This is a genomic window from Burkholderia sp. IO2 (assembly GCF_029522185.1).
Lineage (GTDB): Bacteria > Pseudomonadota > Gammaproteobacteria > Burkholderiales > Burkholderiaceae > Burkholderia > Burkholderia cenocepacia.
The window spans coordinates 12,124-25,181 of record NZ_JAKWFH010000018.1; the positions used below are offsets into that span (position 1 = coordinate 12,124).

General features: G+C 67.3%; 12 protein-coding genes. 4 read left to right on the plus strand and 8 right to left on the minus strand.

All coding sequences use genetic code 11. The annotated features are described in order from the left end of the window. Positions 1 to 70: 70 nt before the first annotated feature. The 4 genes from MMB92_RS13680 to MMB92_RS13695 all read right to left on the minus strand — a co-directional run bounded on the left by MMB92_RS13680 (position 71) and on the right by MMB92_RS13695 (position 3,210). The gene (locus MMB92_RS13680) at positions 71 to 1,060 is read right to left on the minus strand and encodes a beta-ketoacyl-ACP synthase III (RefSeq protein WP_080331973.1); all 990 of its coding nucleotides are present in this window, start codon (positions 1,058 to 1,060) and stop codon (positions 71 to 73) included. Further along, entirely contained in the window at positions 1,061 to 2,167 is a 1,107-nt protein-coding gene (gene plsX / locus MMB92_RS13685; protein WP_006489700.1) for a phosphate acyltransferase PlsX, read from the minus strand. It abuts the gene before it with no gap. A gap of 129 nt (positions 2,168 to 2,296) precedes the next feature. Next, positions 2,297 to 2,476 carry a 50S ribosomal protein L32 gene (rpmF, locus tag MMB92_RS13690; RefSeq protein WP_006051932.1) on the minus strand — a complete coding sequence of 60 codons (180 nt, stop codon included), beginning with the start codon at positions 2,474 to 2,476 and terminating at the stop codon, positions 2,297 to 2,299. 98 nt (positions 2,477 to 2,574) lie between these two features. Then, positions 2,575 to 3,210 carry a DUF177 domain-containing protein gene (locus MMB92_RS13695; RefSeq protein ID WP_006489698.1) on the minus strand — a complete coding sequence of 212 codons (636 nt, stop codon included), beginning with the start codon at positions 3,208 to 3,210 and terminating at the stop codon, positions 2,575 to 2,577. A 229-nt stretch (positions 3,211 to 3,439) separates the two neighbouring features. On the opposite strand from MMB92_RS13695, the gene MMB92_RS13700 reads away from it, so the two are divergent. Beyond that, positions 3,440 to 4,072, plus strand: coding sequence for a Maf-like protein (locus MMB92_RS13700; protein WP_080331972.1), 633 nt, complete (start codon positions 3,440 to 3,442; stop codon positions 4,070 to 4,072). After that, positions 4,069 to 4,791, plus strand: coding sequence for an SAM-dependent methyltransferase (locus MMB92_RS13705; RefSeq protein WP_006489699.1), 723 nt, complete (start codon positions 4,069 to 4,071; stop codon positions 4,789 to 4,791). Before MMB92_RS13700 ends, MMB92_RS13705 begins: the two co-directional genes overlap by 4 nt. A 74-nt stretch (positions 4,792 to 4,865) precedes the next feature. Here MMB92_RS13705 and MMB92_RS13710 read toward each other — a convergent pair whose 3' ends face one another. Genes MMB92_RS13710 through MMB92_RS13725 form a run of 4 tightly spaced genes read right to left on the minus strand, consistent with a single transcriptional unit; the run spans position 4,866 to position 7,938 of the window. Next, complete coding sequence (locus tag MMB92_RS13710) at positions 4,866 to 5,858, minus strand: S49 family peptidase (protein ID WP_006489694.1); 993 nt, start codon at positions 5,856 to 5,858, stop codon at positions 4,866 to 4,868. A gap of 12 nt (positions 5,859 to 5,870) precedes the next feature. After that, positions 5,871 to 6,272, minus strand: a complete 402-nt coding sequence (locus tag MMB92_RS13715; RefSeq protein ID WP_006493745.1) for a Rieske 2Fe-2S domain-containing protein — start codon at positions 6,270 to 6,272, stop codon at positions 5,871 to 5,873. Beyond that, positions 6,269 to 6,928 (minus strand): HAD-IA family hydrolase, encoded by a 660-nt coding sequence (locus MMB92_RS13720; protein WP_006493743.1) that lies wholly within the window; start codon positions 6,926 to 6,928, stop codon positions 6,269 to 6,271. Before MMB92_RS13720 ends, MMB92_RS13715 begins: the two co-directional genes overlap by 4 nt. Before the next feature lie 5 nt (positions 6,929 to 6,933). Next, positions 6,934 to 7,938 (minus strand): RluA family pseudouridine synthase, encoded by a 1,005-nt coding sequence (locus tag MMB92_RS13725; RefSeq protein WP_043205423.1) that lies wholly within the window; start codon positions 7,936 to 7,938, stop codon positions 6,934 to 6,936. Positions 7,939 to 8,657: 719 nt separating this feature from the next. Here MMB92_RS13725 and MMB92_RS13730 point away from each other — a divergent pair. Then, the gene (locus MMB92_RS13730; protein WP_080331971.1) at positions 8,658 to 11,795 is read left to right on the plus strand and encodes an Rne/Rng family ribonuclease; all 3,138 of its coding nucleotides are present in this window, start codon (positions 8,658 to 8,660) and stop codon (positions 11,793 to 11,795) included. Positions 11,796 to 11,926: 131 nt separating this feature from the next. Continuing rightward, positions 11,927 to 13,039 carry a GTP 3',8-cyclase MoaA gene (gene moaA / locus MMB92_RS13735; protein WP_080331970.1) on the plus strand — a complete coding sequence of 371 codons (1,113 nt, stop codon included), beginning with the start codon at positions 11,927 to 11,929 and terminating at the stop codon, positions 13,037 to 13,039. Positions 13,040 to 13,058: the final 19 nt, after the last annotated feature.

Genomic DNA, 13,058 nt, shown 5'->3' on the forward strand with positions numbered 1-13,058 from the left:
AATCGATTCGGACGGCGCGCACGAACGGCGCGCCGATGGGATCCGCGCGCGGCTTGTCGCGCGCCGCGGATCAGAAGCGGAAGACCGACGCGCCCCAGGTGAAGCCGCCGCCGACGCCTTCGATCAGCACGTGCTGGCCACGCTGGATGCGACCGTCGCGCACCGCGGCGTCGAGCGCCAGCGGGATCGACGCGGCCGACGTATTGCCGTGCTGGTCGACCGTCACGACCATGCGCTCCCGCGGCAGGCCGAGCTTGCGGCAGGTGCTGGTCATGATGCGGATGTTGGCCTGGTGCGGAATCAGCCAGTCGATTTGCTCGGGCGCGAGATTCGCCTTCGCGAGCGCTTCGATCGCGACCTTTTCGAGCACGTTGACCGCGAGCTTGAACACGGCTTGCCCGTCCATGTGCAGGAACGCGCTGCCGTCGATCACGCCGCGGTTGACGTTGCCCGGCGTACACAGGATGTTCGAGTAGCTGCCGTCCGCATGCAGCGCGCTGCCGAGCACGCCCGGCTCTTCCGACGCGGACAGGATCACCGCGCCGGCACCGTCGCCGAACAGCACGCAGGTCGTGCGGTCCTTGAAGTCGAGAATGCGCGAGAACGTCTCCGCGCCGACCACGAGCGCCGTACGGTGCTGGCCGCTGCGGATGAAGCTGTCGGCCGTCGCCATCGCGTACGCGAAGCCCGAACACACGGCCTGCACGTCGAATGCCGCGCCGCCGTTCTTGATGCCGAGCTTGTTCTGCAGCAGGCACGCGGTGCTCGGGAACACGAAATCGGGGGTCGAAGTCGCGACGATGATCAGGTCGATCGACTGCGGATCGACACCGGCCGCTTCGATCGCACGACGCGACGCCTCGAGCGCGAGATCGCTCGTCGTGACGTCCGGTGCGGCGAAATGGCGCGCATGGATGCCCGTGCGCGCCACGATCCATTCATCGCTCGTCTCGATGCCTTCCTTCGCAAGACGATCGGTCAACTGCTGGTTCGTGACGCGGTCGGGCGGCAGGTAGCTGCCCGTGCCGAGCACGCGGGAATAGAGAGTCGATTGGGCCATTTATGCTTTAGAGGATTGCGCAGCGGAAGGTTCGGCGTGATGGCCTGCGGCCGGGCTTGCATGGCCCGCGCCGCCCGCGTCGTGTTCGCCGTCGCCGAGCGACACTGAATTATCCGCCATCGCGCGCGCGAGGCGCTCCAGCACCCCGTTTTTGACGGCATCATACCCGCGTTTGATCGCCCACTCAAACGCGTAGGCGTCGGCCGAACCGTGGCTCTTGATCACGAGGCTCTTCAGCCCCAGCAGCGCCGCGCCGTTGTACTGGCGGTGGTCGACGCGCTTCTTGAAGCGCATCAGCACAGGCAGCGCGAGCAGCGCCATCAGCTTCGACATCAGCGAGCGGCCGAACTCCTCACGGATGATGTCCGACAGCATCTGCGCGAGCCCCTCGGACGTCTTCAGCGCGACGTTGCCGACAAAGCCGTCGCACACGATCACGTCGACGGTGCCCTTGTAGATGTCGTTGCCTTCCACGTTGCCGCGGAAATTGAGCGTGCTGGCGCGCAGCAGCTCGCCTGCGCGCTTGATCGTCTCGTTGCCCTTGATGACCTCTTCGCCGATGTTCAGCAGGCCGATCGTCGGGCGCTCCTTGCCTTCGAGCGCGGCCACGAGCGCGTGCCCCATCTCCGCGAACTGCAGCAGGTGCTGCGGCTCGCAGTCGACGTTCGCGCCGAGGTCCAGCATCATCGTGTAGCCGGTCGGGTTCGGCAGCGCGAACGCGATCGCGGGCCGCTCGATGCCGGGCAGCGTCTTGAGTACGTAACGGGAAACGGCCATCAGCGCGCCGGTATTGCCGGCGGAGATGCAGGCCTGCGCCGCGCCGTCCTTGACGTGGTTGAGCGCAACGCGCATCGAAGAATCCTTCTTCTTGCGCAGCGCCACTTCGACAGGATCGTCCATCGCCACGACTTCGGTGGCGGGCACGATGGTCAACGCGGGATCGTCGAGGGCTTTCAGCTTCTTCAGCTGAGCGCGAATCGCGCTTTCGATGCCGACGAGCATCAGGTGCGCATCGGGATGCGCGCGGACGAACTTGACTGCCGCGGGAACGGTCACGGACGGGCCGTGGTCGCCTCCCATGCAATCGATTGTGAGCTTTACGGTCATGGAATGCGACGAATTTCAGGCACAAAAAAGCGGCAGTTGAATGCCGCCTTTTTGTTGAGCCAGGAAAGTGTCAAGCGAACCAGTTGTCACGCGAACGGCGAGCGTAGCGCGCAACGCGTGACTTGACGCTTAGTCGTTCTTCGTCTTGACGACTTTCTTGCCGCGATAGTAGCCGTTCGGGCTGACGTGGTGACGCAGGTGCACTTCACCCGTGCTCGGCTCGACTGCCAGCGGCGCTGCCGTCAGGAAATCGTGCGAACGATGCATGCCGCGCTTCGACGGCGACTTCTTGTTTTGCTGGACTGCCATGACTAACTCCTAAATAATTTTCCGGATTCTAACACAGCCCGATCCGGCGCTTAACTACCCTGGCCCAAAGCCCTTACGCCTTCCCGCGCCACAACTGCTTAGTGTTTCTTGGTGCCGTCACCGTCCTTCTTCAACGCTTCCAGCGCTGCGAACGGATTCGGCCGTTTGCCTTCGTCCCCGGCTTCGTCGGACGCCTCGTCCGTCTCTTCCGTGGGACCGCTCGCGCCCGACACGAGGCTTTCGTGAACTGCCGGGCAAACCTCGTGCTTGGGCACGAGCGGCAACGAAAGCAGCAATTCCTCTTCGATCAAGTCGACGAGATCGAACTGGCGTGAGCCCACGATCACATCGGCTTCATCGTCGTCGAGCGGAAATTCTTCAGCTTCTTCTTCGGTCGCGACGATCCGGTACGTCATGTCGACGTCGAACGTCTGGTCGTACGGCGTCATGCAGCGCTGGCACGTGAGCCACGCATGGCCGTGCACCGCGAGGCGCAGATACGGCTGCTGCCCGTCGGTGCCGTCGTCCTGCAACTCCTTTTGCGTGAACCCTTCCGCCTGCCACGTGAAGACCGTGTCGCGATCTGGCGCGTCCGTCGGCACTTCGTTTAACATGCGCGGCAGTTGCGAGAGGTGCACCGCGCCGGCTGCCTGCCGCCCGCTGCGGGCAAACTCGAACAGGTCGACCGCGTGCGGATCGAGCGCCGCCGCAGGTTTGCCAGAAGAAGTGTTCATGTGCGCTCCTGCCTACAGGCTGACGTGCGGGATCCGGCTTGGCACCGCTCGCGTACGGCTCATCGAAGATGACGTACTTTACTTCCGAAGACCCGGCAGGCGCCACCACACGAAAGCCTGCCGACGAAAAGCGGGAAAGCATACCTGTTTTACCTTTTGCGGTCAATCACTTAAGCTTGCGTCCGCGCAACGCCGCGCCACACCTGACGACTCACCGATCCAACCGACCATGCCGGATACCGTTTGCCGCCCGCCGCTGCTGATTCTTGCTTCCAGTTCCCGTTACCGCCGAGCGCTCCTCGAGCGCCTCGGCGTGCCGTTCGACGTCGTGTCGCCCGACCTCGACGAAACCCCGCTCGCCGGCGAAACGCCGGCCGCGACCGCGCTGCGCCTCGCCGCCGCGAAAGCACGCGCGGTGGCCGCGACGATCGACGCGCCGGACGGCGTGCTCGTGATCGGGTCGGATCAGGTCGCGACCTTCGACGGCCACCAGATCGGCAAGCCCGGTACGCACGAGCGCGCGCTCGCGCAACTCGTGTCGATGCAGGGCCGCGAAGTCGAATTCCACAGCGCGCTCTGCCTGTACGACAGCCGTACGGACGAAGCGCAGGTCGAGGACATCGTCACGCACGTGCGCTTTCGCTCGCTGCCCGAGGCCGAACTCGACGCCTACCTGCGCGCGGAAACGCCGTACGACGTGGCCGGCAGCGCGAAATCCGAAGGGCTCGGCATCGCCCTGCTCGACGCGATCGACTCGGACGACCCCACCGCACTCGTCGGCCTGCCGCTGATCGCCCTCACGCGGATGCTGCGCGCCGCCGGCTACCCGTTGTTTGCAACCACTCGTGGAGACCGCGCATGACCGCCGGCACGCTTTATCTCGTTCCGAACACGCTCGGCGAAGGCGACGAATCGATGCTCGCCGCCGTGCTGCCCGCCGCCGTGCAGGCGCGCGCCGGCACGCTCGGCTATTACATCGGCGAGAACGCGAAAACGACCCGCGCGTTTCTGAAGAAGATCGGTACGACGCGGCCGATCCAGGAAATCGAGATCAGCGAGCTGAACGTCAATACGCCGGCCGGCGCGATCGACCGGCTGCTCGCACCGGTGCTGGCCGGCGCGGATGCCGGCCTCGTGTCGGAGGCCGGCTGCCCGGCCGTCGCCGATCCCGGCGCGTTGCTGGTGCGCCGCGCGCACGAGCGCGGCGTGAAGGTCGTGCCGCTCGTCGGACCGAGTTCGATCCTGCTCGCGCTGATGGCGTCGGGCCTGAACGGCCAGAGCTTCGCGTTCAACGGCTATCTGCCGGTCGATGCGGCCGCGCGCGCGAAACGCCTGCGCGAACTCGAGCAACTGTCGCGCAAGGCGCGCCAGACGCAGATCTTCATCGAAACGCCGTACCGGAATCACGCGATGCTCGACACGCTGGTCGCGACCTGCGCGCCGTCGACGCAGATCTGCGTCGCGGCCGATCTGACCCTCGCGACCGAGACGATCGCGAGCCGCACGGCGGCGGACTGGAAAAAGGCGCCTGCGCCGAATCTGCACAAGCGCCCCGCGATCTTCCTGCTGCTCGCGAACTGATGCCGCGAACGGCAATCGGCTAACCGATCAAAGTGAAAGGCGGGCCATCGCGGCCCGCCGATCGCCGCCGGCCGTCAGCGCAGGCTGACCGACGCGCCGCCCGCCGTCAGCGCCTTCATCGCGGCGCCCCCGACGGCCGCGCCGAACTTGCGCGCGACACGGTTCGTCAGGCTTTCCTTCACCGTATAGTCGACCAGATCCGGCGCCTTCAGCACGTCGCGCGCGACCGTGTCGGTGGTGCCGTAGCCGTCGGCGAGCCCGAGCTCGACGCTCTTCTCGCCGGTCCAGAACAGGCCGGAGAACATGTCCGGCGTCTCGTGCAGCCGCTTGCCGCGGCCGTCCTTCACGGCCTTGATGAACTGCGCATGCACCTGGTCGAGCAGCTCCTGCGCGTGCGCGTCCATCTTCGGCGTTTCCGGCGAGAACGGATCGTAGAAGCCCTTGTTTTCGCCCGACGTATGCAGGCGCCGCTCGACCCCGAGCTTGCCCATCAGCCCGGTGAAGCCGAAGCCGTCCATCAGCACGCCGATCGAGCCGACGATGCTCGCCTTGTCGACGAAGATCTTGTCGGCGGCCGACGCGATGTAATACCCGCCTGATGCGCACATGTCGGTCACGACGACGTACAGCGGCTTGTCCGGATACTTCTTGCGCAGCCGCCGGATCTCGTCGTAGACCATGCCGGCCTGCACCGGACTGCCGCCCGGGCTGTTGATCCGCAGCACGACGCCGACCGTGCCGTCGTCGTCGAACGCGGCGTCGAGCGCGGTGTTGATGTCGTCGGCGTTCGCGTTGACGCCTGCCGCGATCTCGCCGTCGATCGTCACGAGCGCCGTATGCCGCCCGCTCGACGAGAACTTCGAATCGCTCGAGAAATCGATCAGCGCGAACGCGAGCAGCACGAACACGGCGAGAAACGCGAAGCGGAAGAAGATCTTCCAGCGCCGCGCGGCGCGCTGCTCCTTGACGGCCGCGAGCGCGATCCGCTCGAGCGCTGCGCGCTCCCAGGCCGGTTCACGGCTGTCGGGACGGGAGGAGGAATCCGGGGAATTCGGTTGGTCGGCCATGCAGTGGTGTCGTCAGTCGGTCGTGGCGGGCGTGGCGGGATGCAGGTCCGCATCGGGCACCCAGAATACCGCACGGCCGTCGGGCGTGTCGCGCTCGTCGACCTCGACCGGCCGCAAGCGGCCGCCGCGGCACGGGCCACCGACGCACTTGCCGGTATCCGGCGCGTAGATCGCGCCGTGCGTCGCGCACATCAGATAGAGGCCCGACGACTCGAAGAATTGCCCTTCGGCCCAGTCGAGCTCCATCGGCACATGCGCGCAGCGGTTCAGGTAGCCGTAAGCGCGGCCGTCGTAGCGCACGAAGAACACGACGGCTTGCTCGCCGCGCAGCGTCGCGTCGACGCGCACCCCGGCACCCCCGTCGGTCAACGCATCCGACGCGCACACGCGCACGGCGTCCGGCGCCGCGCTCATGCGTGCTCCCGCAGCCATGCGGCCAGCGCACCGACGTCCGGCGCGACGAAGCGCGGCGTGAGCGCCGCCAGTGCATCGGCCGTGTGCGCGCCATACGCGACGCCGACGCCGGCCGCGCCGGCGCTGGCCGCCATCTGCAGGTCGTGCGTCGTATCGCCGATCATCACGGTGCGCGACAGGTCCTGCCCCAATTCCCGCGACAACTCGTGCAGCATCGCCGGATGCGGTTTCGAGAACGTTTCGTCCGCGCAGCGCGTCGCGTCGAACCAGCTCGTCAGTTTCGACTGGTCGAGCACGCGGTTCAGCCCGACCCGACCCTTGCCGGTCGCGACGGCGAGCAGATAGCCCGTATCGCGCAGTTCGGCGAGCAGCTCGCGCACGCCGGCGAACAGCTCGATGCGCTGGTCGTCGAGCAGGTAGTGATAGCGGTAGCGCTCGGCCAGCCGTGCGTAGTCGGACGGATCGAGGGTCGGCGCCGTGATCTGCAGCGCGTCCCGCAGGCCGAGGCCGATCACGTAGCGGGAAGCTTCGTCGGACGGCGTGGGCAAGCCGAGATCGCGGCATGCCGCCTGGATGCTGTGCGCGATGTGCGCAGTCGAATCCATCAGCGTGCCGTCCCAGTCGAAGACGATCAGGTCAAATTGCTGTCGGGCCATGCGGTTCAGGCGGTATCGCGCAATGCGCTGAGTTGATCGAGGAAGCGCCGGCACTCGGCCGGCAGCGGCGCATCGAACTGCAGCGCCTCGCCGGTCAGCGGATGAGCGAGCTTGAGGCGGTGCGCATGCAGGAACATCCGTTTCAGCGACGGCTGCGCGTTCGCGCGCGCCAGCGCCTTGTTCAATGCGAAATCGCCATACTTGGCGTCGCCGGCGATCGGCAGGCCGAGATGCGCGAGGTGCACCCGGATCTGATGGGTCCGCCCCGTTTTGAGTTCCGCTTCGACGAGCACGTAGTCCGGCCAGCGGTCGACGAGATTGAACACCGTATGCGACGCGAGCCCGTCCTCCTGCACCCGTACGCGGCGCTCCCCTTCCGGGGTCGAATACTTGAACAGCGGCGCCTTCACCGCGCGGCGCCGGCCCCAGTCGGGCTGCCATTCGCCGTGCGCGCACGCGAAGTAGCGCTTGTCCATCCGGTTCTCGCGGATCTGCTCGTGCAGGCCGACGAGCGCCGTGCGTTTCTTCGCGAGCATCAGGATCCCGGACGTCTCGCGGTCGAGCCGGTGCACCAGCTCGAGAAATTTCGCGCGCGGACGCGCCTGGCGCATCTGCTCGATCACGCCGAACGCGACGCCGCTGCCGCCGTGGACCGCGACCCCGGCCGGCTTGTCGATGACGAGCATCGCGTCGTCCTCGTACAGCACGTCGAAATTCGCGGGCGGCACGACGGGCGTGTCGGCGCGCGCGAGGTCGGCCGCCGCCACGCGCACCGGCGGCACGCGGACGAGGTCGCCGAGCTCCAGGCGGTACTGCGCGTCGATCCGGCCCTTGTTTACGCGCACTTCGCCGCTGCGGAGGATCCGGTAAATATGGCTTTTCGGCACGCCTTTACAGACGCGCAACAGGAAGTTGTCGATGCGCTGACCGGCCGAGTTTTCGTCGATCTCGATCATCGATACCTGGCCGCTTGCGACCGAATTCTGGGATATTTTGCCTAACTCATTCATACTGAATATAATTTTGCCCAGCCTGACGTTGTGGGTGGCCTGACCGGCCGGCCCCGGCTGAATCGGGCAAGGCGCAAGCGCAAACTGCTATTTTACTTGCGCCGGGGGTCCGCTGCTCGCCCCTAATCAAAGAGAAGCAGCAAGTTGCACGCACGGCGCCGCCCGTCGGCAAGGATCGCGCCCACAGGCGGATTCGGTCGGCAAGGCGCCGCGGTAACGGAAAGTTGGTTGAAAAGAATTTGATCGGCAGCCGACGGCGCGCAGTGCGTCCGCAGGCTGCCGGTTGCGAAAATTACGGCGTTGCGCCCGATTTGGCCCCGCGAAGCGTGCGGGGCTTGGCGACGTCAAACCAGGGAAGTACACCCCAAGCGGGAAAGTCGGGCTGGATTCGATACTCCCCGCTGCGGCCCAAGCCGCAGCATCTGCCGCCCGTCGGCGCGCGCGACGCATTGCGCGCGCCCGTGGCAATGCCCGGACAGGCTTAGCGCGCTTTTGCAGCGTGCGGTGTGTGAACGCCGTGCTTTGAAGCCGTATTCGCAGGTGCCCTATGGCCGCCGGCCCCGTCTTTCGGGCCCAAGCGCCTCTTCAGGCAATTCTCCCCGCCAGCATTCCCGCTCCAGCGTGCTCGTGACAACACAACAAGGTGCGGCCTGTCGTCGTTCCCGCCCTCGCGCCTGACAACCGCGAGGCGCCGGCAGCGGAGCCGCCTGGAGTCGTTCATGAAACGCATGCTGTTCAATGCGACGCAGCAGGAGGAGCTGCGCGTCGCCATCGTCGATGGGCAAAAGCTCATCGACATCGACATCGAAACCGCCGGGCGCGAACAGCGCAAAGGCAATATCTACAAAGGTGTCATCACCCGTATCGAGCCGTCGCTCGAAGCGTGCTTCGTCAACTACGGCGAAGACCGCCACGGCTTCCTGCCGTTCAAGGAAGTCGCCCGCCAGTACTTCAAGGAAGGCATCGACATGCGCTCCGCGCGCATTCAGGATGCGCTGCGCGAAGGCCAGGAGCTGATCGTCCAGGTCGAGAAGGAAGAGCGTGGCAACAAGGGCGCCGCCCTCACCACCTTCATCTCGCTCGCCGGCCGCTATCTCGTGCTGATGCCGAACAACCCGCGCGGCGGCGGCGTATCGCGCCGGATCGAAGGCGACGAGCGCCAGGAACTGCGCGAAACGATGGCGCAGCTGCAGATTCCGGACGGCATGAGCATGATCGCCCGTACCGCGGGCATCGGCCGCAGCGCCGAGGAACTGCAGTGGGACCTGAACTACCTGCTGCAACTGTGGCGCGCGATCGAGGCTGCCTCGCAAAGCGGCAACGCCGGCCAGCCGATGCTGATCTATCTGGAATCGAGCCTCGTGATCCGCGCGATCCGGGACTATTTCCAGCCGGATATCGGCGAAATCCTGATCGATACGAACGAAATCCATGATCAGGCCCGTGCCTTCATGGACATCGTGATGCCGGACAACGTCGCGAAGGTGAAGCGCTATCACGACGACGTGCCGCTGTTCTCCCGCTTCCAGATCGAGCACCAGATCGAAACCGCGTACTCGCGCACGGTCCCGCTGCCGTCGGGCGGCGCGATCGTGATCGACCACACCGAAGCGCTCGTCGCGATCGACGTGAACTCCGCACGCGCGACCAAGGGCGCGGACATCGAGGAAACGGCCACCCGCACGAACCTCGAAGCGGCCGACGAAGTCGCCCGCCAGCTGCGCCTGCGCGACCTCGGCGGCCTGATCGTGATCGATTTCATCGACATGGAATCGGCGAAGAGCCAGCGTGAAGTCGAGCAGCGCCTGAAGGACGCGCTCAAGCACGACCGTGCGCGCGTGCAGATGGGCAAGATCTCGCGCTTCGGCCTGATGGAACTGTCGCGCCAGCGCCTGCGCCCGGCGCTGTCGGAAGGCAGCCACGTGACGTGCCCGCGCTGCAACGGCACCGGCCACATCCGCGATACCGAATCGTCCGCGCTGCAGGTCCTGCGGATCATTCAGGAAGAAGCGATGAAGGAAAACACCGCGGCGATCCACTGCCAGGTGCCGGTCGAGGTGACCGCCTTCCTGCTGAACGAAAAGCGTCAGGAAATCAACAAGATCGAGTCGCGCTTCAAGGTCGGCATCGTGCTGATCCCGAACAAGCACCTCGATACGCCGCACTACAAGCTCGAGCGCCTGCGTCACGACGATGCGCGCCTCGACGATCCGCGCGCATCCTGGAAGATGGCCGAGGAAGCGGCCCGCGAGCTCGAGTCGGAAACCGGCTACAGCAAGCGTGCGGCCGAAGTGAAGCCGAAGCAGGAAGCCGCGGTCAAAGGCATCACGCCCGAGCGTCCGGCACCGAGCCCGGCTCCGCAGCGTCCGGTCGAGCCCGTTGCCGCCCCCGCCCCGGCGCCCGTCGCCGCGGCAAGCGGCGGCTTCATCGGCTGGCTGAAGGGCCTGTTCGGCGTGTCGCCGGCACCGGCGCCCGCACCGGTCGCGCCGGCACCGGCGAAGGAGCAGGCAGCCCGTCCGGCGCGCGAGCGCACGGAAAAGACCGAGCAGCGCGGCGGCGATCGCAATCGCAACCGTCGCGGCGGCGCCCAGCAGGCGCAAGGCGGCCGCGACCCGGCAGCCGCAGGCCGTGGCCAGCCGCAACGCCAGGAACGCGAAGGCAAGGAAGTGCGCGAATCGCGTGAAGGCCGTGAGCCGCGCGAGGGTCGTGAGCTGCGTGAAGGTCGCGAGGGCCGCGAAGGTCGTGAAGGTCGTGAAAACCGTGAGGGTCGCGAGGGCCGTGGCCCGCGTGAAGGCCGTGAGCCGCGCGAACCGCGCGAGAACCGCGAATCGCGCGAGCGTGCCGAACAGCCGGAAGGCGTCGAAGCAACCGGCCGTGGCGAGCGTCAGGAACGCGGCGAGCGTCGCGAGCGCGGCGAACGCCGCAAGCCGACCCAGCACGCAGCCACGCTCGAAACCGTCACCCGCGGTGAAAACCATCCGGAACCGGAAACCGACAAGGTGGCGGCAGAAGCCCTGCCCGGCGCGGAACTGGCAGCCGATGCGGAAGCCGGCGCACGTGACGGCGAAGAACGCCGCCGTCGCCGTCGCGGCCGCCGCGGCGGTCGTCGCGAGCGCGAGGAAGACGGCGCAGTCGAGCAGGCCGAACAAGGCGCCGAAGGCGAAGTCGCCGCGCAAGCGGTGACGCCGGCCGCCCCGGTCGCTGCCGAACCGGCTCACACGGCCGCGCCGGCAGTCGTCGCGGCCGTGGCAAGCGCGGTCGCCGTGGAAGCCGTCGCCGAGCAGCATGCCGCACCGGCCGCTGTCGAAGCGCAGCCGGCACCGGCCCCCGCCGAAGTGGCTCCGGCCGCCCCGGTCGAGCCCGTCGCCGTCCAGGCAGCCGAACCGGCACCGGTCGCACCGGCCGTCGCGGAAGCAGGCCCGACGCCGGTCGCGGTGTCGCCGACCGATGCGTTCGAAGTGCCGGCAGCCGCTCCGGTCGCTGCCGAGGCGCCGCAAGCCGCACCGGTCGAGCAGGCCGCACCGGCTGCCGTGGCGATCGAGACCGCTCCGGTGGTGGTCGAAGCCGCGCCGACGGTGGCCGAGGCACCGGTCGCAGCCGCGCCGGTCGAGGCCGTCGCCGCACCGGCACCGGCTCCCGCCCCCGCACAACCGGCAGCCGCGCCCGCTTCGGCGAGCCTGGATGTCGTGCTGGAGCAGGCCGGTCTCGTCTGGGTGAACACGGACGCCGACAAGTTCGCGGCCGCGCAGGAAGCCGCATCGCGACTCCCGCGCCCGGCCCGCGTGCCGCGCGAACGCAAGGTGCTGCCGCCGGCCGATACGGCGCCGATGCAGCAGGTCGAAACGACGCACCACTGAACGGCGCATCGCCCGACCAGGAAAAGCCCGCCTCCGGCGGGCTTTTTCATGTCCGCGCTGCGGGTTTCCGCCCACCGGACCCACCGGCCGGTTGCGGCTAAAATAGAGGTCTGGTCCGCACTTCTTCCAACATGTCCCGACGCATCATTCCTCTCGCCGACGTCAGCGGGATGCCGGACGTCTCCGGCGTCGCGCATGCCCCCGACGGCACGCTGGCCGACACGTTCGCCAGGCCGCTGCGCGACCTGCGCATTTCGGTGACGGACCGCTGCAATTTCCGTTGCGTGTACTGCATGCCGCGCGCGGTCTTCGACAAGGACTACCCGTTCCTGCCGCACAGCGCGCTGCTCACGCACGAGGAAATCGAGCGCGTGGCGCGACTCTTCGTCGCACACGGCGTCGAGAAGATCCGTATCACGGGCGGCGAACCGTTGCTGCGCAAGAACCTCGAATTCCTGATCGAGCGCCTCGCGCGCCTGACGACGCATGCCGGCCGCCCGCTCGACCTGACGCTGACGACCAACGGCTCGCTGCTCGCACGCAAGGCGCGCGCGCTGAAGGACGCCGGGCTTACGCGCGTCACGGTCAGCCTCGATGCGCTCGACGACACGCTGTTCAAGCGCATGAACGATGCGGAGTTCGCGAGCGCCGACGTGCTCGACGGCATCTTCGCCGCGCAGGCCGCGGGCCTCGCGCCGGTCAAGGTCAACATGGTCGTGAAGCGCGGCACCAACGACAGCGAGATCCTGCCGATGGCCGAGCGGTTCCGCGGCACCGGCGTGATCCTGCGTTTCATCGAATACATGGACGTCGGCACGTCGAACGGCTGGAACATGACCGAGGTGCTGCCGTCGGCGGACGTCGTCGCGCGTATCGCCGAACATTTCCCGCTGGTGCCGCTCGAGCCTCACACGGCGGCCGAAACCGCGCAGCGCTGGGGCTATGCGGACGGCAGCGGCGAGATCGGCGTGATCTCGAGCGTCACGCAGGCCTTCTGCGGCGATTGCACGCGTGCCCGGCTGTCGACCGAAGGCAAGCTGTACCTGTGCCTGTTCGCGTCGGCCGGCCACGACCTCCGTGCGCTCGTGCGGGGCGGCGCAAGCGATGCCGAGATCGCGACCGCGATCGCGCGCATCTGGCAGGCGCGCACCGATCGCTATTCGCAGCTGCGCGGCAGCGCCTCGGCCGACGCCACGCCCCACGGCGCCGGCAAGCGCGTCGAAATGTCGTATATCGGCGGCTGACGCCTCTTTCCGCCTTCAC

Excerpts from the sequence above, each read along its gene's own strand:
- MMB92_RS13680 (WP_080331973.1), bottom strand. The coding sequence starts at position 1,060 with ATGGCCCAATCGACTCTCTATTCCCGCGTGCTCGGCACGGGCAGCTAC.
- plsX (WP_006489700.1), bottom strand. The coding sequence starts at position 2,167 with ATGACCGTAAAGCTCACAATCGATTGCATGGGAGGCGACCACGGCCCG.
- rpmF (WP_006051932.1), bottom strand. The coding sequence starts at position 2,476 with ATGGCAGTCCAGCAAAACAAGAAGTCGCCGTCGAAGCGCGGCATGCAT.
- MMB92_RS13695 (WP_006489698.1), bottom strand. The coding sequence starts at position 3,210 with ATGAACACTTCTTCTGGCAAACCTGCGGCGGCGCTCGATCCGCACGCG.
- MMB92_RS13700 (WP_080331972.1), top strand. The coding sequence starts at position 3,440 with ATGCCGGATACCGTTTGCCGCCCGCCGCTGCTGATTCTTGCTTCCAGT.
- MMB92_RS13705 (WP_006489699.1), top strand. The coding sequence starts at position 4,069 with ATGACCGCCGGCACGCTTTATCTCGTTCCGAACACGCTCGGCGAAGGC.
- MMB92_RS13710 (WP_006489694.1), bottom strand. The coding sequence starts at position 5,858 with ATGGCCGACCAACCGAATTCCCCGGATTCCTCCTCCCGTCCCGACAGC.
- MMB92_RS13715 (WP_006493745.1), bottom strand. The coding sequence starts at position 6,272 with ATGAGCGCGGCGCCGGACGCCGTGCGCGTGTGCGCGTCGGATGCGTTG.
- MMB92_RS13720 (WP_006493743.1), bottom strand. The coding sequence starts at position 6,928 with ATGGCCCGACAGCAATTTGACCTGATCGTCTTCGACTGGGACGGCACG.
- MMB92_RS13725 (WP_043205423.1), bottom strand. The coding sequence starts at position 7,938 with ATGAATGAGTTAGGCAAAATATCCCAGAATTCGGTCGCAAGCGGCCAG.
- MMB92_RS13730 (WP_080331971.1), top strand. The coding sequence starts at position 8,658 with ATGAAACGCATGCTGTTCAATGCGACGCAGCAGGAGGAGCTGCGCGTC.
- moaA (WP_080331970.1), top strand. The coding sequence starts at position 11,927 with ATGTCCCGACGCATCATTCCTCTCGCCGACGTCAGCGGGATGCCGGAC.